Annotated in this window: 22 protein-coding genes; 9 read left to right on the forward strand and 13 right to left on the reverse strand. The window is 72.9% G+C overall.

Going from position 1 to position 23,894, the window contains the following annotated elements:
- Nucleotides 1-164: 164 nt before the first annotated feature.
- Nucleotides 165-902 carry an SDR family NAD(P)-dependent oxidoreductase gene (locus IEY78_RS12225; RefSeq protein WP_189097687.1) on the reverse strand — a complete coding sequence of 246 codons (738 nt, stop codon included), beginning with the start codon at nt 900-902 and terminating at the stop codon, nt 165-167.
- Nucleotides 903-1,193: 291 nt separating this feature from the next.
- Between IEY78_RS12225 and IEY78_RS12230 the strand changes: the two genes are divergently transcribed.
- From IEY78_RS12230 to IEY78_RS12245, 4 genes are all read left to right on the forward strand, one after another.
- A complete protein-coding gene (locus tag IEY78_RS12230; RefSeq protein ID WP_189097688.1) occupies nt 1,194-3,488 on the forward strand; it encodes an MMPL family transporter in 2,295 nt (764 codons plus the stop codon).
- A gap of 100 nt (nt 3,489-3,588) precedes the next feature.
- Complete coding sequence (gene ligD / locus IEY78_RS12235; RefSeq protein WP_189097689.1) at nt 3,589-4,560, forward strand: non-homologous end-joining DNA ligase; 972 nt, start codon at nt 3,589-3,591, stop codon at nt 4,558-4,560.
- A 190-nt stretch (nt 4,561-4,750) separates the two neighbouring features.
- On the forward strand, nt 4,751-5,830 hold the full coding sequence (locus tag IEY78_RS12240; protein ID WP_189097690.1) for a glutathione S-transferase family protein: 1,080 nt from the start codon (nt 4,751-4,753) through the stop codon (nt 5,828-5,830).
- Nucleotides 5,831-6,032: 202 nt separating this feature from the next.
- Nucleotides 6,033-6,332, forward strand: a complete 300-nt coding sequence (locus IEY78_RS12245; protein ID WP_189097691.1) for a hypothetical protein — start codon at nt 6,033-6,035, stop codon at nt 6,330-6,332.
- 66 nt (nt 6,333-6,398) lie between these two features.
- Here IEY78_RS12245 and IEY78_RS12250 read toward each other — a convergent pair whose 3' ends face one another.
- Entirely contained in the window at nt 6,399-7,217 is an 819-nt protein-coding gene (locus IEY78_RS12250; RefSeq protein WP_189097692.1) for a class I SAM-dependent methyltransferase, read from the reverse strand.
- Between the two features lie 244 nt (nt 7,218-7,461).
- On the opposite strand from IEY78_RS12250, the gene IEY78_RS12255 reads away from it, so the two are divergent.
- Nucleotides 7,462-9,060, forward strand: coding sequence for a CocE/NonD family hydrolase (locus tag IEY78_RS12255; RefSeq protein WP_189097693.1), 1,599 nt, complete (start codon nt 7,462-7,464; stop codon nt 9,058-9,060).
- Between the two features lie 33 nt (nt 9,061-9,093).
- On the opposite strand, the gene IEY78_RS12260 is transcribed toward IEY78_RS12255, so the two are convergent.
- From IEY78_RS12260 to IEY78_RS12280, 5 genes are all read right to left on the reverse strand, one after another.
- Nucleotides 9,094-9,960: an amino acid ABC transporter permease gene (locus tag IEY78_RS12260; RefSeq protein ID WP_189097694.1), complete on the reverse strand. Its 867-nt coding sequence runs from the start codon at nt 9,958-9,960 to the stop codon at nt 9,094-9,096.
- Nucleotides 9,957-10,601, reverse strand: a complete 645-nt coding sequence (locus tag IEY78_RS12265; protein ID WP_189097695.1) for an amino acid ABC transporter permease — start codon at nt 10,599-10,601, stop codon at nt 9,957-9,959. Before IEY78_RS12265 ends, IEY78_RS12260 begins: the two co-directional genes overlap by 4 nt.
- A 19-nt stretch (nt 10,602-10,620) precedes the next feature.
- Nucleotides 10,621-11,550 (reverse strand): glutamate ABC transporter substrate-binding protein, encoded by a 930-nt coding sequence (locus IEY78_RS12270; RefSeq protein ID WP_189097696.1) that lies wholly within the window; start codon nt 11,548-11,550, stop codon nt 10,621-10,623.
- Nucleotides 11,551-11,564: 14 nt separating this feature from the next.
- Nucleotides 11,565-12,308 carry an amino acid ABC transporter ATP-binding protein gene (locus IEY78_RS12275; RefSeq protein ID WP_189097697.1) on the reverse strand — a complete coding sequence of 248 codons (744 nt, stop codon included), beginning with the start codon at nt 12,306-12,308 and terminating at the stop codon, nt 11,565-11,567.
- Nucleotides 12,309-12,512: 204 nt separating this feature from the next.
- Complete coding sequence (locus tag IEY78_RS12280; RefSeq protein WP_189097698.1) at nt 12,513-12,953, reverse strand: DUF6278 family protein; 441 nt, start codon at nt 12,951-12,953, stop codon at nt 12,513-12,515.
- Between the two features lie 214 nt (nt 12,954-13,167).
- On the opposite strand from IEY78_RS12280, the gene IEY78_RS12285 reads away from it, so the two are divergent.
- Nucleotides 13,168-14,976 (forward strand): SGNH/GDSL hydrolase family protein, encoded by a 1,809-nt coding sequence (locus IEY78_RS12285; protein ID WP_189097699.1) that lies wholly within the window; start codon nt 13,168-13,170, stop codon nt 14,974-14,976.
- On the opposite strand, the gene IEY78_RS12290 is transcribed toward IEY78_RS12285, so the two are convergent.
- The 3 genes from IEY78_RS12290 to pcaDC form a co-directional block, all read right to left on the reverse strand.
- A complete protein-coding gene (locus IEY78_RS12290; RefSeq protein WP_189097700.1) occupies nt 14,973-15,752 on the reverse strand; it encodes an exodeoxyribonuclease III in 780 nt (259 codons plus the stop codon). The genes IEY78_RS12285 and IEY78_RS12290 overlap by 4 nt on opposite strands.
- 38 nt (nt 15,753-15,790) lie before the next feature.
- On the reverse strand, nt 15,791-16,435 hold the full coding sequence (locus tag IEY78_RS12295; protein WP_189097701.1) for an MBL fold metallo-hydrolase: 645 nt from the start codon (nt 16,433-16,435) through the stop codon (nt 15,791-15,793).
- A 110-nt stretch (nt 16,436-16,545) separates the two neighbouring features.
- Entirely contained in the window at nt 16,546-17,838 is a 1,293-nt protein-coding gene (gene pcaDC, locus IEY78_RS12300) for a bifunctional 3-oxoadipate enol-lactonase/4-carboxymuconolactone decarboxylase PcaDC (RefSeq protein ID WP_189097702.1), read from the reverse strand.
- A 400-nt stretch (nt 17,839-18,238) separates the two neighbouring features.
- On the opposite strand from pcaDC, the gene IEY78_RS12305 reads away from it, so the two are divergent.
- Nucleotides 18,239-18,544 (forward strand): LPXTG cell wall anchor domain-containing protein, encoded by a 306-nt coding sequence (locus IEY78_RS12305; RefSeq protein WP_189097703.1) that lies wholly within the window; start codon nt 18,239-18,241, stop codon nt 18,542-18,544.
- Nucleotides 18,545-18,664: 120 nt separating this feature from the next.
- Nucleotides 18,665-19,261, forward strand: a complete 597-nt coding sequence (locus tag IEY78_RS12310) for a hypothetical protein (RefSeq protein WP_189097704.1) — start codon at nt 18,665-18,667, stop codon at nt 19,259-19,261.
- Between the two features lie 56 nt (nt 19,262-19,317).
- Here the strand turns inward: IEY78_RS12310 and IEY78_RS34370 are convergent, their stop codons facing one another.
- Nucleotides 19,318-19,593 carry a DUF1214 domain-containing protein gene (locus IEY78_RS34370; RefSeq protein WP_229699890.1) on the reverse strand — a complete coding sequence of 92 codons (276 nt, stop codon included), beginning with the start codon at nt 19,591-19,593 and terminating at the stop codon, nt 19,318-19,320.
- Complete coding sequence (locus tag IEY78_RS12315; protein ID WP_229699891.1) at nt 19,590-20,744, reverse strand: DUF1254 domain-containing protein; 1,155 nt, start codon at nt 20,742-20,744, stop codon at nt 19,590-19,592. The genes IEY78_RS34370 and IEY78_RS12315 overlap by 4 nt, the downstream gene beginning before the upstream one ends.
- Nucleotides 20,745-20,913: 169 nt before the next feature.
- Here IEY78_RS12315 and IEY78_RS12320 point away from each other — a divergent pair, with 169 nt between their 5' ends.
- Entirely contained in the window at nt 20,914-22,137 is a 1,224-nt protein-coding gene (locus IEY78_RS12320) for a PucR family transcriptional regulator (RefSeq protein ID WP_189097705.1), read from the forward strand.
- Between the two features lie 86 nt (nt 22,138-22,223).
- Here IEY78_RS12320 and IEY78_RS12325 read toward each other — a convergent pair whose 3' ends face one another.
- Nucleotides 22,224-23,672, reverse strand: a complete 1,449-nt coding sequence (locus IEY78_RS12325; protein ID WP_189097706.1) for an oxygenase MpaB family protein — start codon at nt 23,670-23,672, stop codon at nt 22,224-22,226.
- Nucleotides 23,673-23,894: the final 222 nt, after the last annotated feature.

Consider the following 23,894-nt stretch of genomic DNA (forward strand, 5'->3'; position numbering starts at 1 on the left):
TCGCCACCACGCGGCAGGAACGCCGCCGGCACCCCGCCCCCCCAAAGACCGCCCCGGCCGAATTCCCCCGTTCGGCCGGGGCTTCCCCTTTCCGGCCGGTCCCGGTGGCTTTCCGGCAGGTCCCGGCGGCGTGCCCCGGCCGCCCCCGCCTCCTCCGGCCGCGGTCAGCGCAGATGCGACGCCCCGTTGACGTCCAGCACCGCCCCCGAGACCCACACGGCCTCCGGCGAGGCGAGGTAGTGCACGGCGGACGCGACCTCCTGCGGCGAGGCGACCCGGCCGAACGGGCTCTGCTGCCGCACCTCGTCCGTCAGCCGGTCCGCGACCCGCTCGGTCGCGACGAAGCCGGGCGCCACGGAGGCCACGCCGATGCCGTACGGCGCCAGATGGACCGCCAGCGACTGCCCCATCGCGTGCAGCGCCGCCTTCGACGCGCCGTAGGCCGGGTGGTCCGGCTCCCCCCGGAACGCGCCCCGCGACCCGATGTTGACGATCCGCCCGCTCACCTCGCGCTCGATCATGTTCCGCGCCGCGCAGTGCGTCAGATGCGCCGCCCCGAGCAGATTCACGTCCACCAGCCGCCGCCAGATCCGCTGCCACTCCTCGAAGGACGTACGGTCCAGCGGATGCGGCTCATTGGCCGCCGCGTTGTTCACGAGGACGTCGACGCCCCCCAGCCCGTCGACGGCCGCCTCGACGAGCGCCGCCGCCCCCTCCGGCGTGCCCACGTCCCCCTGCACCAGGACGTGCCCGCGGCCCGCCAGCCCCGCGAACGCCTCCTCGGCCGCCTCCCGCCGCGACGCGTAATGCAGCGCGACGCGGTCCCCGTGCGCGGCGAAGATCTCCGCGACCGCCCGGCCGATCCCCCGCGAGGCCCCGCTCACCAGCACCGCCCGGCTCATCGGACGGCCCCCGCCCGGGCACCCGGACGGCCGCGACGGGCCGGCCGCCCGCGGGTCCTGCGGAACTCACCCGGCGCCCAGCGACCATTCATCAGCGGATCCGTCCTCACCACGCGTTGTGCCGTCCACGGTCGTGTGCCGTGCCACCCCGATCGTAAGGATCACGGCCGGTGCGGCGCACCCGTTCGGCCGACGCCCGGATCCCCGGTGGACGTGCCGGGGCGGCCGAACCGCCGTTGAATGCTGACTGTCCGCATGTGCCAGAAGGGCCGGCGTTCATTCGGGAGCACCATGTCGTTGCCGAGGACCCCGGGCGCCCCCGCCGCGTCCGGCGCCCCCCGTCCCCGGGGTGCGCTGTGCCGCATCGGGGAGTGGTGCGCCCGCCACTTCGTCGTGGTCATCGTGCTGTGGCTGGCCGCCCTGGCCGGGCTTCAGGTGCTGCAACACGCCTACGGCGGTGACTACTCCGACGACTTCGCGCTGCCCGGCGTCCAGTCGACACGGGGCCGCGATGTGCTCAAGGCGCACGAGCCGAAGGCCGGCGGCTACAGCAGCCAGGTCGTGCTGCACGACGCGGACCGGCCGCTGACCGCCGTCCGCGGTCAGATCGACAGCGCCGTCACCCACCTGGGCACCCTGCCGGAGGTGCTGTCCGCGCAGAACCCGCTGCCCGCACCCGGCGCGGCGCCCGCCAAGCCGCCGCCCGGCACCCCGAACGTCGGTCCGCTCTCCACCGACGGCCGCACCGCGTACATCACGATGCGCTTCAGCGTGCAGCCCTCCACCCTGAAGCCGGACTACCTCGACGGCGTCGACGCGGCGGTCAAGCAGCTGCGCTCGGTGGGCGTGGACGTGGAGTACGGCGGGCCGCTGGGCGAGCTGGCCCGGCCCGCGCCCAACGACCGGATCAGCGAGGTGATCGGCTTCGGGGTGGCGATCCTGGTGCTGCTGATCGGCTTCGGCAGTGTTCTGGCGGCCGGGGTGCCGCTGGTGACCGCGCTGGTCGGGGCCCTGTGCGGGGTGGCGTGCCTGGGCCTGCTGGCGGCCGTCTCCGTCTTCGCCACCGTCTCCCCCACGCTGGCCACGATGATCGGCCTCGGCGTCGGCATCGACTACGCGCTGTTCCTGCTCACCCGCCACCGGCAGAACCTGATGGACGGCGCGGACCCGGTCGCCGCCGCGGGCCGGGCGGTGGCCACCAGCGGCCGGGCGGTGCTGGTGTCCGGCTGCACCGTGATCATCGCGCTGATGGGGCTGTGGGTCTCCCAGCTCTCCTTCATCGGCAAACTCGGGGTGGCGGCCGCCCTCACCGTGGTCTCCGCGGTGCTCGGCGCGCTCACCCTGGTCCCGGCGCTGCTCGGGCTGATCGGCCGCCGGATCGACCGGCTGCGGGTGCGCCACCCCATCGCCGAGACCGACGCCCCGCCGGGCGAGGAGGCGCGCGGCACCTGGCACCGCTACGCCCAGCGGGTGGAGCGCCGCCCCTGGTGGTACCTCGCCGGCGGGGTGCTGGTGGTGGTCGTGCTGGCCCTCCCGGTCTTCTCGATCCAGCTCGGGCACATCGGCGACGGCGCCGACCCCAAGTCGTTCACCGACCGGCGGGCCTTCGACCTGATGTCCTCGGCGTTCGGGCCCGGCTCCAACGGTCCGCTGACCCTGGTCATCGACGAGTCCGCGGTCCCGCAGGCGGACCGGCCGATGCTGGCGACGCAGGCGAAGAAGGCGCTCACCGATGTCCCGGGCGCGGCCCTGATCACCCCGCTGAAGGCCACCCCGGACGGAGCGGTGCTCACCGGGACCGCGTACTCCACCCAGGCCCCGCAGAACGCGGCCACCACGGATCTGGTCAAGCGCCTGGAGCGCGATGTCCTGCCGCAGGCGGTGAAGGGCACCGACGCGGAGGGCTATGTGACGGGCACGACCGCCGGCCAGGTCGACTTCCTGGACATCGTCGCCAGCCGGCTGCCGCTGATCATCGCGGTGGTGGTCGCCCTCGCCTTCGTGCTGATCCTGATCGTCTTCCGGGGCCTGCTGGTGGCGGTGAAGGCCGCGGTGCTCAACGTCCTGTCGATCGCCGCCTCGTACGGGGTGGTGGTGGCGGTCTTCCAGTGGGGCTGGGGCGGTCCGGCGCTCGGGGTCTCGGGCACCGTGCCCATCGAGAGCTATGTCCCGATGATGATGTTCGCGATCGTCTTCGGGCTGAGCATGGACTACGAGATCTTCCTGCTGTCGCGGGTGCACGAGGCGTGGCTGCGGACCGGCGACGCCAGGGCGAGCGTGGCGCACGCGCTGGAGATCACCGCCCGGGTGATCACCTGTGCCGCGCTGATCATGGTGAGCGTGTTCGCGGCCTTCCTGCTCAGCGACAACATCGTGGTGAAGATGCTGGGCCTGGGTCTGGCCGTGAGCGTCCTGATCGACGCGACCGTGGTGCGGCTGCTGCTGGTGCCCGCGGTGATGACGCTGCTGGGCCCGGCGGCCTGGTGGTCGCCCCGGTGGCTGGACCGGATCCTGCCGCATGTGAACACGGAGGGCGACGAGCCGCTCCCCACGACGGGGGCCGCGGGCGGCGGGGAGCGGCGGTAGGGGCGGGGCGGGCGCCACGATCACGGCCGGTCCGGGCGCGTGGTTGGCGGCGGCCGCCCGCCGATCTGCGAACGCCCCCGGATCCCGCGATCATCGAACCATGGCCCCCACCGCCGAGCGTGGCTCGGCCCCGTACCCCCTGATCCGGCCGATGCTGGCCACGATCGGCCCGCTGCCCGCCGCGGTTGAGGAGACGGCCTGGGCCTTCGAGGCCAAGTGGGACGGCGCGCGCTGCATCGTCAACACCGCCGGCGACGGCACCCTCCGCCTGATCACCCGGGCCGGCAACGACGCGACCGCGACCTACCCGGAGCTGGGCCCGCTGGGTGCGCAGCTGCGCGGCCGGCCCGCGGTGCTCGACGGCGAGGTGGTGGTGCTGGACGCCCGCGGACGGCCGGACTTCGGGCTGCTCCAGCGCCGGATGGGCGTGGTCAATCCGCGCCGCACCGCCCGCCTGGCGATGGAGCACCCGGTGCACCTGGTCCTCTTCGACATCATGTATCTGGCCGGCTCGCTGCTCGGTGCGCCGTATTACGAGCGCCGGTCGATCCTGGCCGGGCTGGGGCTGAGCGGCCCGAACTGGTCGGCGCCCGCATACGTCGAGGGCCATGGGCGGCAGGCGTGGGAGGCCTCGCTGCAAGGAGGCCTCGAAGGGGTCGTGGCCAAGCGGCTGACCAGCGCGTATCTGCCCGGCGTGCGGTCACCCGAGTGGCGCAAGACGAAGCATCTGCAGACCCTCGACGTGGTCATCGGGGGCTGGACGGAGGGCCACGGCGGGCTGGCCGGGCTGCCCGGATCCGTCCTGGCGGGGGTGGCGGAGCCGGCGGGGCTGCGCTACGTCGGGTCCGTCGGATCGGGGCTGTCCGAACGGGAGCGCCAGGAGCTGGCGCAGTACCTGGGCGTCATTCCGCTCGACCGGTCACCGTTCGTGAACCCCGTGGACATCGCGGGGCCGCACTGGGCCGAGCCCCGGCTGGTCGCCGAGGTCTCCTTCACCGGCTGGACATCGGCGGGCCGGCTGCGGCACCCGGTCTGGCACCGGCTGCGGCCCGATCTCACCCGCCTCGGCTGAACGGGAGAGGGGAGACGGCGGACGGGATATCCGCGCCGGTCCGGGAAGGCTCGTCAGGAGGCCGCGGCACGAAAGCCATGGCCGGAGCACCACGACAGGCGCACCCGGCAAGAGCACCACGGCACGAGGACCGCGACACGAGGACCGGGGCACGAGGGCGCCGGGCGACCGCGGACGGAAGGAGTCGGTGATGTCCCATCCCAGCAGCGACGGTGCCACCGGGGGCGGCGGCGCGGACGCCGCCACCGGCAACACCGCCTACGGCAGCAAGCCGTTCAAGCGCTCCAGGAGCCACTTCGCGGACCGGATCACCGCCGACGGCCGCGACAGCTGGCCGGTCGAGGCCGGCCGCTACCGGCTGGTGGCCAGCCGCGCGTGCCCCTGGGCGAGCCGCGCCATTATCTCGCGGCGGCTGCTCGGCCTGGAGGACGCGCTCTCGCTCGCCGTGACCGACCCGATCCAGGACGACCGCAGCTGGCGCTTCACCCTGGACCCCGGCGGCCGCGACCCCGTCCTCGGCATCCGCTTCCTCAGCGAGGCCTACGACGCCCGCGAGAAGGACTACCCGGGCGGCGTCAGCGTCCCCGCCGTCGTCGACATCCCCAGCGGGCAGCTGGTCACCAACGACTTCCAGCAGCTCACCCTGGACCTCGCGACCGAGTGGACGGCGCTGCACCGGCCCGGCGCGCCCGATCTGTACCCGGAGCCGCTGCGCGAGGAGATCGACATCGTGATGGCGGGCGTCTACCGGGACGTCAACAACGGCGTGTACCGGGCCGGTTTCGCCACCGGGCAGGGCGAGTACGAGGCCGCCTTCCACGATCTCTTCCGGCGCCTGGACCTGCTGTCCGAGCGGCTGGCCGAGCGGCGCTACCTCGTGGGCGACACCCTCACGGAGGCCGACATCCGGCTGTTCACGACCCTGGTCCGGTTCGACGCCGTCTACCACGGCCACTTCAAGTGCAACGCGTTCAAGCTGGCCGAGGACCCGGTGCTGTGGGCCTACGCCAAGGACCTCTTCCAGACGCCCGGCTTCGGCGACACCGTCGACTTCCACCACATCAAGCAGCACTACTACCGGGTGCACAGCCATCTCAACCCGACCGGCATCGTCCCGCTGGGGCCGGATCTCGGCGGCTGGCTGCTGCCGCACCACCGCGAGGAGTTGGGCGGCCGCCCGTTCGGCGACGGCACCCCGCCCGGGCCGGTGCCGCCGGCCGAGGAGATCCCGCCCAGCGGCCGCGCCGAGCCGCTGAGTACCGGTTCCTGAGCGGTTGCTGTGTGGCTGCCGAGCGGGTCCGCGAGCGCCGGAGCTGCCCCCTGCGGCGAGGGCGTGAGACCCTGAGAGCAGACAGTGAAACAGCCGACCGAGCGGTGCGCCACGGGCCCGCCGCGTAGCCGTCGGGCGCCCGGCCTCCGGTTCACCGCCGCGATCACCCACCCCACGCGAGCGACGCGAGGAATGAGCCCCGATGAGGATGGTTCTGAAGGCCCGGATACCCACCGAGACAGGCAACGAAGTGATCCGCAACGGCGGTCTGCCGAAGATCATGGAGTCGGCCCTCGCCGCCCTGAAGCCGGAGGCGGCCTACTTCACCCTCGACGACGGCGAGCGGACCGCGTTCTTCTACTTCGACATGCAGGAGTCCTGGCAGATGCCGACGCTCCTGGAGTCGTTCTTCATGGACCTGAACGCGCAGGTCTCGCTGCAGCCGGTGATGACCGCGGACGATCTGCGCACCGGCCTCGGCGAGCTGATGAGCGGCACCTGACCCACGGCCCCGCCCCCGGTGCCCGCGCACCCCGGCGCCGGGTCCGCCGCCGGATGCCCGCCCCCGCTATCCGGCCACCCGCCCCGACGCCAGCAGCGCGGTGTGCGGCAGCACCAGCGCGCCGTCCGGGTCGGTGAACTCCCGCGCCAGCAGCTCGAAGTGCTGCCGGATGCGCTCGGTGACGGCCGGGCCCTGGCTGAGCACGACCCGGCCGACGGTCGCCACGCCGGCCGCGGGTCCGCTCCACCACTCCCGCTGCGTCGTGCGGTGCTCCCAGGACAGCGGCGCGCAGTCCACGTCGGCCAGGCCCGCGCCCCGCAGCAGACCGGCGAGGCCGTCGGGGGTGCGGGGGAAGTCCTCCTCGGCGGCGAGCGCGGGCAGCGACGGCGGACGGACCACCCCGGCGGCCGCCACGGCCCGGCCGAGCAGGGCCGCTCCCGGCGCCGCGGGGGCCGCCCAGACCGTCAGCGCGATCCGGCCGCCGGGCCGCGTCACCCGGCACAGCTCGTCGAGGGCCGCCCGCGGCCGCCCGACGTGGTTGAGCACGAAGTTGCCGACGACCGCATCGAAGTAACCCTGTGTGAAAGGAAGCTGCGGCAGCGCGGCGACCAGCACGCGGGCGCCGGTCACCGTGTGTGCGGCGCGCCGCGCCATATCGGGCTCGGCGTCCACGGCGGTCACCCGCGCCCCGCGCGCACCGGCGGCCGCGGCGGCCGAGCCGGTGCCCGTCCCGGCGTCCAGCACCCGGGCGCCCGCGCGCACCTGCGCGGCATCCAGCAGCAACGGCACCGTGTGGGCGCACAACTTGGCGAAACCCCCGTCGTATGCCGCCGCGTTGCCCGCCCACACCCGGCGCTCGCCCTCGTCGAACGGTGTCTCGGTCACCGCTCCCCTCCTTCGGTCGGCACCTCGGTCGGCACCTCGGTCGCCGCGATTCTCCCCTGTCCCTGCACTCTTCTCCGCGCTCTCGACTCCCTTCCGCCCCAAGGGCGTTACCCAGCCGTAACCTACCGATGGGTTACCAGAGGTAAGGAGCGGACCTTACTCTCCAGTCAACTCGGGCCCGCCGTACGCCCCCTCCTGTCCCGTGACAGCGTGCGGCGGACCCGCATCGAGATCTGGAGAGAAGATGAGGCCCTCCCGTACGACCCGGCGCGCCACGGTCGGCACCGTTTCGGCAGCACTGCTGGCCACCACGGTTCTCACCGTCGCACCGGCGCAGGCCGCCACGGCCCCCTCGGCGCCCGTCGCGGCGTCCCCGGACAGTTCGGCCCCGGTGCGGTTCGTCGACATCGAGGGCGACGGCGGGATCACGCTCAAGGCGAATGTCTTCACTCCGTCCGATGCGGACGGCACCCGGCGCTACCCGGTCATCGTGCTGCCCACCAGCTGGTCGATGCCGCAGATCGAATACATGGCGCAGGCCAGGAAACTGGCCGACAAGGGCTATGTGGTCGTCGGCTACAACTCGCGGGGCTTCTGGCAGTCCGGCGGCGAGATCGAGACCGCCGGCCCGAAGGACATCGCCGACGCCTCGAAGGTCATCGACTGGGCGCTGGCCCACACCCCGGCCGATCCGCACAAGGTCGGGATGGCCGGGGTCTCCTACGGTGCCGGGATCAGCCTGCTGGCCGCCGCGTCCGACAAGCGGATCAAGGCGGTCGCGGCGCTCAGCGGCTGGGGCGACCTGGTCGGGTCGATCTACAGCGGCCGCACCGAGCACCGGCAGGCCGCGCAGTTCCTGGGCGCCACGGGCGCGCTGACCGGACGCCCCAGCCCCGAATTCCGCACCATCATGAAGGACTTCCTGGCCTCGAACCTGGACAAGGAGCAGGACCTGATCGCGTGGGGACGCAAGCGCTCCCCCGCCGCCTACCTCGACAAGATCAACGCCAATGGCGCCGCCATCATGCTGGGCAACGCCTGGGGCGACTCCATCTTCCCCCCCAACCAGACCGCCGACTTCTACGAGAAGCTCACCGGCCCCAAGCGGCTGGAGTTCCGCCCCGGTGACCACGCCACGGCCGAGGGGCTCGGGCTGTTCGGGCTGCCCAACGACACCTGGACCGATACCCAGCGGTGGTTCGACCACTACCTCAAGGGCGCGGACAACGGCGTCAACCGCGAGTCGCCGGTGCTGCTCAAGTCCCGTTCCACCGGCGCGTACGAGGGCTACAAGAGCTGGAAGGACGTCCCGTCCGCACAGCGGCGGATCGACCTCGGCGGCAGCCAGCGGATCCGCACCAACTGGGACTCCGGCGCCGACGGCGGGCTGGTCATCCTCTCCAGCATGATGGACCAGTTCTTCCGGCTGCCGCCGATGGCCTCGATCCCGCTGCTGCCGCGCTCGGTGGCCGCCGTCTGGCAGTCCGAGCGCTACCCGAGCGGGCAGCGGGTGCGCGGCACCACCCGGCTGCACACCACCCTCACCAGCACCGCGGAGAGCGGCACCGCCATCGCCTACCTCTACGACGTGGGCCCGCTCGGCATCGGCAAGCTGGTCACCCACGCGCCGTACACCTTCCACGGCAAGACCCCCGACCAGCCCTTCGGCGTGGACCTGGACCTCTTCTCCACGGCCTACGACGTACCGGCCGGCCACCACCTCGCCGTCGTCGTGGACACCGTCGACCCGCTGTACATCACGCACAACCCCGGCGGCGCCCGGCTGACGTTCTCCTCGCCGGCCGACGATCCGTCCTATGTGTCGGTGCCGGTGCGCGACTGAGCCCCGGCACCCTGCTGCCGGGCGGCCCCGCTCTCATTTCGCAGGAGGGCGGGTGCCCCCCGGCAGCAGGGTGCCCGGTTCCGGGGCGGCGACCTCGACGGCCTCGACCTTGGGGTTGCGGCGCTGGCGCCGGGCGACCCAGTTGGCCAGCCAGGACAGCAGCATGCACATCCCGATGTAGATCGGCGAGATGATCATGACGACGGGGATGAACGGCAGGTCGTAGTCGAGGTTGGAGGCGATGAGCTTGCCGGCGTGCAGGAACTCCTCGTAGGTGATGAGGTAGCCGAGCGAGGTGTCCTTCAGGGCGACCACCAGCTGGCTGATGATGGCCGGCAGCATCGCCCGGACCGCCTGCGGCGCCAGGATCTGCGTCATGACCTGCGTCTTGCGCATCCCCAGGGCGTAGGCGGCCTCCCGCTGGCCGCGCTCGACGGCGTTGATGCCGCTGCGGAAGACCTCGGCGAGCACGGAGCCGTTGTAGAGGGTCAGCCCGGCGACCAGGGCGACCAGCGGCTCCGCCTTCAGCGCCACATAGATGAAGAAGATCATGACCAGCACGGGCATCGCCCGGAAGAACTCCACCACCACGGTGCTCAGCCAGCGCACGGCCCGGTGCACGGAGAGCCGGCCGGTCGCGAACACCGCGCCGAACGCCAGCGACAGCACGGCCGCCAGGCCGAAGGCCCGCAGGGTGTTGCCGAGGCCGCGGAGCAGCAGGTCCTGGATTCCCTGGTAGGTGAAGGGCGTCCACTTCGCCGCGGTGAACTGGCCGGTGGTGAAGAGGAGATGGACGATCCCGGCCAGCACCGCGAGGATCACCACCGTCGAGGCGATGCCGTAGAGCCGGTGGCGCTGCCGGGCCCGCGGGCCGGGGACGTCGTAGAGGGCGGTGGTCATCGGGCCACTCCGTAGCGCTTCTCCAGCACGTGGAAGAGCGCGCTGATGGTCAGGGTGACGAGCAGGTAGCCGACGGCGATCCAGACGAAGGTCCAGATGATGCTGTAGCCCCGCTCGCTGAGCGGCTTGTAGACCCCGAGCAGCTCGACGACGCTGAAGGCGCCGGCGATCGCGGAGTTCTTGGCCAGCGCGATCAGCGTGGAGCCGATGGGCGGGATGACGGACCGGAAGGCCTGCGGCAGCACGATGTCGCCGAGGGTCTGCGGAAAGGACATCCCCAGGCTGCGGGCCGCCTCGCCCTGGCCGGTCGGCACGGTGTTGATGCCGGAGCGCACCGCCTCGCAGATGAAGGCCGAGGTGTAGCAGCCCAGCGCGAGGACGGCGAAGAGGGTGAAGGGCAGCACCAGGCCGAAGCGCGGCAGGCCCAGCACCACCGCGAAGAACAGCAGCGTCAGCGGCGTGTTGCGCAGCACGTTCACCCACACCGTGCCGATGGCCCGCAGCGAGCCGACCGGGGCGACGCGGAACGCGGCCATCAGGAAGCCGAGGACGAGGGCCAGCAGCGAGGAGTAGACGGTGAGTTCGACGGTGCCCAGCAGGCCCTGCCCGTAGAGCGAGAGGTTGTCGAGAAGAACGTTCATCGGTCGGTTCCTTGGCTGGTCAGGACGCCGGGTAGCGGTCGATCGGGGGCGGCTTGGGGGCGGGCACCCCGGACAGGCCGAGGGTCGCGTCGTAGGCCTTCTGCCAGTTGCCGTTCTTCTCGTTCGCGGCGAGGGCGTCGTCGAGGGCGAGGCGCAGCGCGTTGTCGCCGCGGGGGACGCCGATGCCGTACGGCTCCTGGGAGAACGGCTTGCCGGCCACCTTCAGTTCGTCGGGCACCTTGGCGGCGTAGCCCAGCAGGATCGCGTCGTCGGTGGTGACCGCGTCGACCTGGTAGGTGAGCAGGTTGTCCACACACACCGAGTAGGTGTCGTAGGAGACCAGGACCGCCTTGGGGTAGTCGGCCTGGATGCGCTGGTAGGGGGTCGAGCCGGCCGCCGAGCAGACGCGTTTGCCGGCCAGGTCCTGGGGGCCGTGGATGTCGTGCTCGTCGGCGCGCACCAGCAGCGACTGCCCGGCCAGGTAGTAGGGGCCGGCGAAGCCGACCAGCTTCTTGCGTTTGTCGTTGATGGTGTACGTGCCGACGTACAGGTCGATCTGGCCGTTCTGCAGGGCGGTCTCGCGGTTGGCGGAGGCGATCGTCTTGAACTCGATGGTGCGGGGCGGGAAGCCGAGCGCGGCGGACATCATCTTGGCGATCTCGATGTCGAAGCCGGTGTACCGGCCGGAGGCCGGGTCCTTCTCGCCGAGGTAGGGCTGGTCCTCCTTGACGCCGATGACGAGGTGGCCGCGGCGCTTGGCCTGCACCCAGGTCGGGGAGGCGGGCAGCCGGAAGTTCCGGGCGACCGGGTACTGCGGGAGTTCGCTGCCCTTGGGGCCCTTGACCGGCGGGCTGCCCTCCCGGCCGCAGCCGGCGAGGGCCAGCGCGAGCACGGCGAGCAGCAGCGCCACCAGGGCGCGGCGCGGGGGCGAGGAGTGACGGTGCGGCATCGCGGCGCCCCCGTTCAGTGCTTGAGGATCTTGGAGAGGAAGTCCTTGGCCCGTTCGCTGCGCGGCGCGGTGAAGAAGTCCTCGGGGGTGCGGTCCTCGACGATGCAGCCGTCGGCCATGAACACCACGCGGTGGGCGGCGGAGCGGGCGAAGCCCATCTCATGGGTGACCACGACCATCGTCATGCCGTCCCGGGCGAGCTGCCGCATGACCTCCAGCACCTCGTTGATCATCTCCGGGTCGAGCGCGGAGGTCGGCTCGTCGAAGAGCATCGCCTTCGGGTCCATCGCCAGGGCGCGGGCGATGGCGACGCGCTGCTGCTGGCCGCCGGAGAGCTGCGCCGGGTACTTGTCGGCCTGGGAGGCGAGTCCGACGCGGTCGAGGAGTTCGCGGGCGCGCCGGGCGGCCTCGTCCTTCTTCGCCTTGTGGACCTTCATCGGCGCGAGCATCACATTGGCCAGTACGGTCTTGTGCGCGAAGAGGTTGAAGGACTGGAAGACCATGCCGACCTCGGCCCGCAACCGGGCCAGCGCCCGGCCCTCTTCGGGCAGCGGCCGGCCGTCCAGCGTGATGGTGCCCGACTCCACGGTCTCCAGCCGGTTGATGGCCCGGCACAGCGTGGACTTCCCGGACCCGGAGGGCCCGATGACCACGACCACCTCGCCGCGGCCGACGGTGAGGTCGATGTCCTTCAGGACGTGCAGTGCTCCGTAGTGCTTGTTGACCCCGCGCAGTTCAATCAGCGCATCACCGGCCATATGCAGACCTGCCCACTCTCATCCGTACAGCGCGGAGCCCGCAACTTACCGGGGCGAATGGGGCACTTCCCCACTGACACGCACGTACGCGTGGAGATGGGCGCATAATTCAGGGCTACGGCGGAACTCCCGGCGGCTCGGCGGGGGCCGCTCTCCGGACGGCAGCGGGTGCGTTCCCCTGCGAGCCCGGGGCCGCCGCGGCCGTCAGGACTCGGAGACCTCGGCGTAGAGCTGGGACAGCTCGGGGGCGCCGGTGTCGGCCCACTCGTGGCCAGCCTCCACCACATCGATCTCCCGCCCGGACGCCAGCCGCACCACCGGCTGCCCGTCCGGCCAGACGTGCCACACGGCGCCGCGCACCGTGCGGACCAGTACCGTGCCGAGGTAGAGACCGGCGTCGTTGCCGAGCCAGGGCAGCACCTCCGGATCGTCCCGCCACACGGGCTGCAGCTGGTCCAGGGCCTCCAACGACCGTACGGAATCGTCCAGTTCCACCCCGGCCGTGGCGGCCTGCGCCCGCAGCAGCCCGCACTCGGACAGCAGCTCCACGACGCTCTCGGGGTCGGCCCGCACCGACTCGGCGAGCGGAACGGACCGGTCCGCCCGCTGACGCCTGCGCCACCGGTCCAGGAAAGACATGTTCATGGTGTGCAGGGTCCCACCCGACCTGTGGCCGGGGCCACAGGCGCGCGGCGCGGACCTGGCCCGTTCGTCACCTTGACGCACCCCCGGCGGGTCCCTAACTTCGGGGCGCCCGGATCGCATCCGCCGGGTCCACGGGAGCCCGCGCCCCACGCCGTTCCGGCAAGATCACGGCTCCCACCTGCCCGTTGGCGCCCTTCCGGAGGGATACCGACCGATGCGTCCACGACGAGCGGCCACCGCCCTGCTCCTGCTGCTCACCGCGGCGGCCCTGCCCGCCACCGCGGCCGGTCCGGCCCGTGCCGCTGCCGCCGCACCCCGCCCGCTGCCGGCGCTCTTCGACAACCGGGCGGTCAGTGCCGACGCCCGGCCGGACGCGGCCGACTTCGACGGAGCGGGCCGCTCGCTGTCCGCGCAGGACCTGGCGGCGGCCGGCTGGACACCCGGCGGCGTGCTGACGCTGGACGGGGCCCGGCTGACCCTGCCGCGCACGGCGCCCGGCGCCCCGGACAACGTGGTGGCGCACGGCCAGCAGGTCGCGCTGCGCGGCCGGGGCGAGGCGCTCACCTTCCTGGTCGCCGCCACCGGCGCCGCCACCGGCGGCACCGGCACCGTCCGCTACCGCGACGGTTCACGCAGCGGCTATGAACTCACCGCGCCCGACTGGCGGTCGGGGCCCCTCGCCACCAAGGCGGTGGCCCTGCCGCACCTCAACCACGCCACCGGCGGGCAGTCGGCCGGGCCGGCGCGGCTGTACGCGGTGACCGTCCCGCTGCGGGCCGGGCGGGAGGTGCGCTCCGTGGTGCTGCCGACGGCGTCCGGGGCGGCGGTACTGCACGTGTTCGCGGTGGCCGTGCGGGACACCGGGCGCGGCCGGACCGGGAGTTGGGCGGCGAGCACGGCGGGCTACCGGGCGGTCGGCCCCTGGACGGACCGCACGCTGCGGCTGGTGGTGCACAGCGGCGCGGGCGGCCCCCGGGCGCGGATCCGGCTGGCCAACACCTTCGCCGCCGCGCCGGTGGAGATCGCGGCGGCCAGTATCGCGGTGCGCGGCACGGGCGCGGCGGCGCGGGGCGCGCCGGTGCCGCTGACCTTCGGCGGCGGGCACCGGGGGGTCCGGGTCCCGGCGGGGGCCGAGGCGTTCAGCGATCCGGCGGCCTTCACCGTCCCGACCGGCACCGATCTGCTGGTGAGCCTGCATCTGCCGGGGACGGTGGCGGCGGCGCCGGTGCACCAGGAGGCGGCCCAGCTGTCGTATCTGAGCGTGGCGGGCGGCGGCGACCGCACCGCGGACGCGGGCGGCGCGGCCTTCCCGGAGACGATCACGCTCTGGCCGTTCCTGACGGGTGTCGACGTCGGGGGCGGCCCCGGCTCGGTGGTGGCGCTGGGTGATTCGATCACCGACGGCGTGAAGTCGACCGCCGGGGCCAACCGGCGCTGGCCGGACGTGCTGGCCCGCCGCCTGGCGGCACAGCACGCGGTGCCCCGCTACGGCGTGCTCAACCAGGGCATTTCGGCGAACCGCATCGTCACCGACCGCTATCCGGGCGACGGGGTCAGCGGCGACACCGGCGGGGTCAGCGCCGGGCACCGGCTGGAGCGGGACGTGCTGCCCCAGCCCGCGGCGCGGACGGTGGTGGTCTTCGAGGGCATCAACGACCTGCGCGCGGGCACCCCGGCCGCGGACGTCATCGCCGGTCTGCGGGAGCTGGCGGGGCGGGCACACGCCCGGGGGCTGCGGGTGCTGGTGGCGAGCGTGGCGCCCTGCGCGGGCTACCCCGACTGCACCCCGGACGTCGAGGCTCGCCGCCAGGCCGTCAACGCCTTCGTCCGCGACAACGGCGGCGCCTTCGACGCCACCTTGGACTTCGACGCCGTGCTGCGCGATCCGCACCTGCCGCAGCGGCTGCTCCCCGCCTACGACAGCGGGGACCACCTCCACCCCGGCGACGCCGGGCTCCGGGCACTCGGCGACGCGGTGGACCTCCGGGCTCTGGTCCCCCAGGGCCCGAATGAGACCCCCTAGACGTCGAGGTCCACCACGACCGGCGCGTGGTCCGAGGCGCCCTTGCCCTTGCGCTCCTCGCGGTCCACATAGGCGTCCGACACGGCCTTGGCGAACGGCTCGTTGCCGTAGACCAGGTCGATGCGCATCCCGCGGTTCTTGGGGAAGGCGAGCTGGCGGTAGTCCCAATAGGTGTAGGGGTGGTCGTACTTGAGGGGGCGCGGGACGACGTCCGACAGGCCCGCGTCGCGCAGGGCGGCCAGCGCGGCCCGCTCGGCGGGGGTGACATGGGTGGCGCCCACGAAGGCGGCCGGGTCCCAGACGTCCTCGTCCGTCGGTGCGACGTTGTAGTCGCCGAGGACCGCGAACGGGCGGGGGCCCGCCGCGTCCTCGGCGACGGCCGTCCGCAGCGCCTCGAACCAGCCGAGCTTGTACGCGTAGTGCGCGTGGTCGACCTCGCGGCCGTTGGGGACGTAGACCGACCACACCCGGGCCGGGCCGCAGGTCGCCGAGACGGCCCGCGGCTCCTGCACGCCGTCGTACTCCGGGCCGCCGGGCAGCCCCGTGACGACGTCCTCCAGGCCGACCCTGGACAGCAGGGCCACGCCGTTCCAGCGGCCGTCGGCGTGCACCGCGGCCTCGTAGCCCAGCTCGCGCAGCGCCTCCCGCGGGAACTGCTCGGCGGTGCACTTGGTCTCCTGGAGGCACAGCACATCCGTGCCGGAGCTCTCCAGCCAGGCCAGCAGCCTCGGGAGGCGGGCGGTGATCGAATTGACGTTCCAGGTCGCGATGCGCATGTCTGCCAACCTACAGCGGGGGACCGACAGCGGGCCCCTCAGCCGAGCGCGGTGCCGGTGCCGGGGGTCAGGCGCCCGTGCGCGGTGCCGCCGCCCAGCCTGTCGAGCAGGGAGTCGTAGATCGGGCGGGCGTGGTCCTTCAGCAGGCTGTCGTGGATGTCGACGGCCCGCCGCGGCGCCACCTCGCGGACGTAGTCGATGATCTCGGCGATCTTGTTCCACGGGGCGTGCACGGGCAGCAGCAGGGTGTCGACGGTGCGGCCCTCGGGGACGGTCAGGGCGTCGCCGGGGTGGAAGACCGTACCGCCGTCGAGGAGGAAGCCGACATTGGTCACGCGCGGGATGTCGGGGTGGATCACGGCGTGCAGCTGGCCGTGCACCTCCACGTCGAATCCGGCGGCGGTGAAGGTGTCGCCCTCGCCGACCGTGTGCACCCGGCCGGGGAAGGCGGCCGAGAGCTGCTCGGCGACGCTGGCCAGGGTCCAGATCTCGGCGCCCGGATTCGCCTCCATGCCCGCCCGCAGCCGGTCCTCGTGGAAGTGGTCGGCGTGCTCGTGCGTGACCAGGATCGCGTCCGCGCCGACGGCCGCGTCCTCCTCGCTGAACACACCCGGGTCGATGACCAGCGTCCGCCCGTCCTTCTCCAGCCGGACACAGGCATGCGTCTTCTTCGTGAGTTCCATACCGGCCATCCTGCCGTGGGGCGCGGCCCGTTGGCACGCACGACGGCGCGTCGGGGTACGGCGCGTCCGCCGCGTACGGCGGGGGGTGCCGCCTGCCCGCCGCCGCCCGCTCAGGCCTCCGGTGTCGTCTCCTCGCGGATCACCCGCCGGGCGACCGCGAAGGCGGAGTTCGCCGCCGGCACGCCGCAGTACACGGCGGTGTGCATCAGCACTTCCTTGATCTCCATCGGCGTCAGCCCGTTGCGCAGGGCCGCGCGGGTGTGCAGCGCCAGCTCATCGTGGTGGCCGCGGGCGACCAGCGCGGTGAGCGTGACGATGCTGCGGGTGCGGCGGTCCAGGCCCGGCCGGGTCCAGGTCTCGCCCCAGGCGTAGCGGGTGAGGAAGTCCTGGAATTCGCCGGTGAAGTCGTCGGCGGCCGCCTCGACCCGGTCGACATGGGCGTCGCCGAGCACCTCGCGGCGCACCTTGATGCCCGCCTCGTAGGTGGCGCCGCGGTCCTGCTCCGGCCCCGAGAAACCGGACTCTATGGCGGCGGGCGGCCCCTGCGGGGGCGGCGGCGGCGCGAGCTGCGGCTTGGGCGCGGAGGCGCCGATCGCGGCCTGCCCACCGGGGCCCGGCTTGTCGTGCCAGGCGGTGGAGAAGTGCCGGATGAGGAGTTCGGTGACGGCCGAGGGCTGCTCGACGGGCACCAGGTGGGAGGTGCCGGGCACCAGCGCCAGGCTCGCGTCGGGTATGCCGGCGACGAGGGCGCGGGCGTCGGTGGTCGGGGTGACCTGGTCCTCGGAGCCGACGACGACGAGGGTGGGCACGCCGACCCGGCCGAGGGAGGAGCGTACGTCGTAGGACGCCAGCGCCTCGCAGGCGGCGATGTAGCAGCCGGGGTCGGTGGTCCGCACCATCTGGACGGCCCACTCGACGATGGCGGGCTGGGCGCCGGCGAAGGCCTGGGTGAACCAGTGCTCGGGCGCGGTGCGGGCGATCGGGTCGAGCCCGTTGGTGCGGATGACCACGCCGCGCTGGCGCCAGGAGTCGGCGGTGCCGTAGCGCGACGACGTGGAGACCAGCGCCAGCGAGGTGACCTGGTGCGGCCGGGTGAGCGCGAGCTGGGTGCCGATGGCCCCGCCGATGCTGCAGCCGGCGTAGCCGAAGCGGTCCACGCCCAGGGCGTCGAGGGTGGCCATCAGCCGGTCGGCCAGCTCCGCGACGGAGGACGCCGCGTGGGCGGGGGATCCCCCGTGCCCGGGCAGGTCGAACCGGATGACGCGCCAGTGGCGGGTCAGCTCGGGAATTTGCCGGTCCCACATGTGCCACGTGGTCCCGAGCGCGGCGCCCAGTACGAGTACGGGGGCGTCCTCCGGCCCGTCACAGCGGTATTGCAGGTGCCTCGGTGGTGTCTCGCTCACCCGCCAGACCCTCTCACATATCACAAAAACTCACGTCGGCGGGGCGAATTTAGCGGGTTTCGCTACCTCTCGCCACGACAGATGCGGTACGGGACCCCGCGAGGCTCCAAGGGCCCGCCTCCGGCACACCCCCGACGCCTCTCGGGTGCGGCCCGTTCCGCCGAGGGCCGCGCCTGACGAGCCGCGCGCCCCCTCCCCTCCCCGCCCCCGGCGTTAGGCGGCCGTTAGCGGAGCGTCAGCTTCTCGATAGTGACCCGGACCACAGTGGGTGAGCGATAGGGCGGAACGCCGACGCCGCACCCTGCGCACTCCCGCACACCACGCGTCACGCAGGACCTGCACACGACGAGCGTCAACCTGCGGCGCCCAGACGCCACTTGGGATACGAGAGGTCTGCCGGATGAAGATTCGTCGCGCCCTGACCGCCGCCGCGGCGGCTGCCGTGCTCGCGCCCGCCGCCGTACTGGCCGCACCCGCTGCCACGTCCGCAACGGGGCCGGTGTCCTCGTCCGGCCCCGGCCCCGGCCCCGGCCCCGGCCCCGGCCCGCAGGGCGGTGCCCATCTCGCCGTCACCGGCTCCTCGTCCACGCTCCCGGCGATCGCTCTCATCGGCGGGGCCGCGATGCTGGTCGGAGCGGGTTCGGTGCTCGGCGCGCGCCGCCGGAGGGGCGCGGCCGGTCCGGACTCCACGGACGGCACCGAGTAAGTCCCATTATTTCCCTCAAAAGACCAGTCAGCCCAGGGATCCACGGCCTCGGCACCCCATGACACGGGGGACGAAGGCTCCAGGAATCCGTCCAATCCGACCAACCGGAAAGAGACCTTCATGAAACTGCGCCGCGCTCTGTCCGTCTCGGCCGCGACGGCCGCCCTGCTCCCCCTGGCGATGGCCGCCGCGCCCGCCTCCCAGGCGGCCTCCGCCGCGAAACTCCCGGAGTGCTCCGAGGTCAGCAACGGGCAGTACGAGAACAACGTCTTAGTGGGGCGTGTCGTCGGCATACCCGCGTCGATCACTCTCGGCACGCACTGGACGACCTACACCGCCACCCTCACCAACACCTCGGCGAAGGAGCTGAGGTCGTTCGACGTCAGCGCCGAGCTGGGCAGTTACGTCTACAACGAGGGCGAGCGCGACCTGAGCCCGTACGGCGATCTGCAGTACTGGGACACCTCGCAGCGCGCCTGGAAGACGCTGCGCCGGGCCAACGGAAGCGCCGGCGGCACCCTCCCCGCCCCGAGGACCCTGAAGCCCCGCGAGTCCGTCCACGCGCAGCTGCGGTTCAGGGTGCGCAAGGACCTGCCCCTGGACCACGCGTACGACGCGTTCACCGGCCTCACCGGTACATTCGCGGACCGCTACCACGGCACGAACTGCACCTCCGACGGCGTTGCCCTGGGCGGGTTCTCCCCCCGCGAGGGCTGAAACCCGCGGGGCTGCCGCCTTCGGGTCACGACGGCGGCAGCCCCTGGAATCGGTCCTCAGCTGGTCATTGTGACTGCGGGCGGGGACCAGGTGCCGTCGAGGACGGCGGACTCGGGCCGGTACATGCGCAGGATCATGGAGAACCGGCCGCTCGGTGCGGGGAGCCAGTTGGACCGCTTGCCCGCCGGGGCGTCGTGCTGGAGGTAGATGTCCGTGGAACCGTCGCTGTTGCGGACCGGCTTGACGGCGTGTCCGACCTCGTAGCGGTGGATCGGGTTGCGGACCAGGAAGCCGTCCGGGTCGTACATCGTGAGCGACCAGAAGGCCTTCACCGGCGGGGTCTGCCCCGGGGCGAAGTGGAGGACATACGCTTGGCTCCGGTCAGCGGCCTGCCTCGGCTGTCGGTGCGGACGATCGGATAGACGGCGTCCTGGGGGAGGTTGGCGCCGAGCCCCTGCCAGGCGGTGGTCGCGCGCAGCAGGTAGTGGGTGCCGTAGTCACCCAGGTTGAGCGAGACCCGCCAGCCGTTCACGTCGTTCCCGGACGTGGCGAGCGCGGCCTTGATCTTCTTCTGGGCCGCGGGGACGGCCTGGCGCAAGGCTTGTGCCGTGGCGGGGCCCTTGGCGTTGATGTCGAACGGCCGGCCGGGGACGATGCCCAAGCGGGCCAGGGTGGCCACCATCGGAGCGTCCTTCTTGGCGGGCGGGTTGTCGGCCATGGACGAGGCGACTTGGGAGAAGAACGTCTGCGCGTCCATGCCGGCGACGCGGGCGGCCGGCGAGGTGGCGGGGGCGTCCGGGTCGACGTGGCCCGGCCGCGGGGTGTGGTGGTGGCCGTGGTCGCGGAGCGGCGTGAGGGTGTAGTGGCGCACCAGATCCTTGACCGCGGGCAGGTCGGAGGGGCCGTTGAACTGGGTGCGGCCGAGGATCCACGCGGTCCGGGTGGGCGACTTGATCTGCTTGACTCCGGCAGGCAGTCGGCCGTGCCAGCCGGGGCCGGTGACGGCGAAGTCGCCCGCCTTGCTGCCGGTGGTACGGGTCCCCGGCGAGGCGAAGACATCGGTCCAGGCACTGAGCATCGGCATCATGAAGTACCGGCCCTTGGTGGCCGGCACATGGAGCACGACCGGCCCCTTCTTCAGGTCCAGCCACGCCGAGGTGTAGAGGGTGTCGACGTTCGGGGCCACCACGGTGTGGAACTCCGGGCCGGGAGCCCGGTCCGCCTTGGCGAACTGGTTCACCGGTGCCCGCAGGGTCGCCGGGTCGGGCTTGCGGACGTTGGTGGACGCCTGCTCGGTGGCGCGCGCCAGGACCAACGGGTAGCCGTAGACATAGGCCTTGACCGCGTCGGCGGTGGTGGCGGGCGAGGGTGCCGGGTGTGCCGTGCTCGCCCGGGCTGCTGCCACCGGCGCTGCGGACAGGGCGAGCACGGCCGCCCCCACACCGGCGGCACCCCAGCGGCGGAGTCGTCGCGTTGCGTTCATGAAGGTTGTTCCTCACAAGCTGTGGTCCGGGTTGACGGCCTGATGCGGGTGAGCCGGCCGGGCCGGCACCACGCAGCACAAGGTCAGGTCGCTCTCGCCTCACTGTCGTCCCACCGACCGGCCGCGACAATCGGTCCGCAGGACACGCCGGACGGCCTATCGTTGTGACGTGCCACAACCCAGCGCGTCACCGACCGGGGCCCCCGAGCCGGACGAGGACATCCGCGAGAACATCCACGAGGGCATCCGCGCGCAGGTGGTCCGGATGGCCGCCCGAGTCGAACCCCGGATCAACCACCTGGCCAGGCTGGCCGTCGAGCGCCAGCGGGCCGAGGTCCCCGGCTTCGACCGACTCCCGGACGACATGCAGGATCTGGAGATCGCCTCGGCCGCCCGCCACACCTTCCGCGGCTTCCTCCGCGGCGTGCAGGGCCTCGCCGACACCGACGCCGAGGTACTGCGGGAACGTGCCACCCAGCGCGCCGCGGAAGGCGTCCATCTGACCGGGCTGCTCAGGGCGTACCACGTCGGCGCAGAGGTGGTCGCGGACGCGCTGTCGGCCGCCGCCCGCCCCGGGGAGGAGGCCGCCCTGCTGTGGCTCACCCGCCGGCTGTTCACCACGGTCAACTGCCTGGCCGAGCAGGCCACCGAGGCGTATCTGCTGGGGCTGGCCGGCCGGCAGGCGGCGGGACGGGAACTGGCCGCGGCGCTGCTCCGCGGTGACGCGCCGCAGGAGGTGGCCGCCCGCTGCGGACTGCCCCTCGAACCCGGCTACCTCGTGCTCAGCGTCCGCGCCCCGGTGGCGCAGGAGCCGGTGGCCGCGCGGCGATTGCTCCACCAGGTCCTGATCCGGCTCGCGCCCGCCGCGGACGGCCGCGCGCTCAGCCTGCCGAACGAACAGGGCGGCCATGTCCTGCTCCCCCTCGGCACACCCCACGCCGACCTCGTCCGGCACCTGTCCACCGGCCTGTCCCGCCCAGTGATCGCGGGAGCCGCCCTCGCGGCCACCCCGGAGGACGTGCCCGCCGCCGCCGAACAGGCGCACCGGATCGCCGCCATCGCCCGCACCCCCGGCGTGTACCGGCTCCAGGACGTACTCCTCGACTACCACCTGGCCGGCTCCCGGGACAGCGCCACCGAACTGGCCGCGCTGCTGCACCCCTTGGAGGCCCACGCGGGTCTGATCGAGGCCGTCGCCGCCTACCTCGACTGCGACCTCGACCGACGCCGTACGGCCCGGGCGCTCAGCGTCCACCCCAACACCGTCGACAACCGCCTCGCCCGCGCCGCCCAACTCACCGGCCTGGACCCGCACACCACACACGGCGTACAGCTCTTCGGCGCCGCCCTCACCCTCCGCCGACTCGCCGAGGTCCCGGCCGCCCCGGGATGACGACGCACGGCCGGGCGGACCCCGAGACCACCTGACCCTGACGCGAACACCCCGTCACCTCGCACGCATCGGCCACCTCTCGGCCGCTAGGGGCGTCCGAGGAGTTGGCTGCCGGCCGTGGTGTCGGTGCGGGCGGTGAAGTAGTCGGTGAAGGCCTGGACGAATTCGTCCTCGGTGATGCGGCCGTCGCCATCATGGTCGAGCTGGCGGAAGCCGTGGTTGAGCTCGGCGGGGTGGACCCGGGAGCCGCCGAAGACCGTGCGGTACTCATCGGCGCACAGGTGTCCGCTGCCGTCGGCGTCCACGGCGTGGAAGATCGCCCGCACCGCGACCAGCACACCCTGTTCGAGGTAGCCCGGCCCGGCGTCGATCCCGGTGAGCATGGCGGTGACGAACTCCTCGCAGCTCACCTGACCGTCGCCGTCCGCGTCCATGCCGGCCCGCAGGTGCTGCCACCAGGTCTCGAAGGCGGCGTAGACGCGGGCTTCGCGCTCCGGGGTGAGTTCGAGCGGCCAGCACACGTTGTGCGCCATGGCCTGCAAGTCGGCCGAGCTGACGCGGCCGTCGCCGGTCTGGTCGAGGACCTGGTGGAAGAAGGTCCGCAGCCGCGCCGGGCGGGAATCGGCACGCTTGCGGCGGCGCGGTGCGGGAATCCGGACCGGCCGCGTCGCCGATGGACGGTCGGAGGAGGCGGTGGAGTCAGTGGCAGGCTGCGGAGTCGGGGAGTTGCCCGCCGGTGAGGTGCGGTAGCGGCGCTCCTCGGGCAGCGCGTTCATCAGCACCCGCATGCCACGGTGCAGGAGGAAGGACAGCAGGGCCGCGCGGCGGGTGCGGCGCAGGCGGAAGCGCTCGCGGAAGGCTTCCGGCAGGTCCGCGACGGTCAGCGCACCGATCGCGTGGGCGGCCACCGTGCGCACCAGCGGCCAGGCCGGCTTCAGACGGCCGAGGCGGCGGGGTGCGGGTGCCTGCCGGAGCATGTCGAAGAGCAGGTAGCGCACGGGTTCGCTGTATTCGAGGCGCTCGCGGATCGTGCGGTCCATGTACGCGGGCACGTCGGCGGCGGTGGCCGGGAACAGGTCGTCGGCGAGGTCGAACTCGGCACACACCGCGCGGAACTCCCCGTACATCCGCTCCAGTTCGGACGGCGCCAGCGGGCGCCCGGACAACTCCCGCATCGCCGTCATGCACTCGTACAGGGTGACCAGTACCCACACCCGCACCGCCGGATCCGACGCGGTGAACGCCCGGCCCTGCTCGTCGGTCCCGGCCAGCCGGCGGTGCGTGCGCTCCAGACGGGCGACCTCACGGCGCAGCCCCTCACGGTCGGAGAAGAACAGCCGCCGCCCGCTGTCCATGGTGTGCTCGACACGCCGCCACGGATGCGCACGGTAGGTGGAGAACCGATCCATCCCGGCGGCCACCGCCGGATCCGCGGTCTGGAGCACCAGCAGCCGCCACGCCACCAACCCGATCCGCCACTCCCCCAACGTGCGACGCAACAACGAATCAGGACCGGGAAGTTCAACGGCAGCCACGGCGACCTCTCCTCAAGCACGCGTACAGAGATGACCAGCGGACTCCCGAAGAGCGATCATCCGCCAATCCGCCCGGCCCAACGCCCCTGCCGACCCCCGGGAGCGGCCGAACTCCCGAATTCACCCATCCGGGAGCCGTCGCGATCAGGTGCCGACAGCGGATGACTGCGGCCCGATCCGGACTGGGCGAAGCCTCCGCGGTTCTTAGGACGCGCCTGCGAC

Origin of the sequence: Streptomyces kronopolitis, assembly GCF_014646275.1 — a bacterium.
In the GTDB taxonomy this organism is placed as follows: domain Bacteria; phylum Actinomycetota; class Actinomycetes; order Streptomycetales; family Streptomycetaceae; genus Streptomyces; species Streptomyces kronopolitis.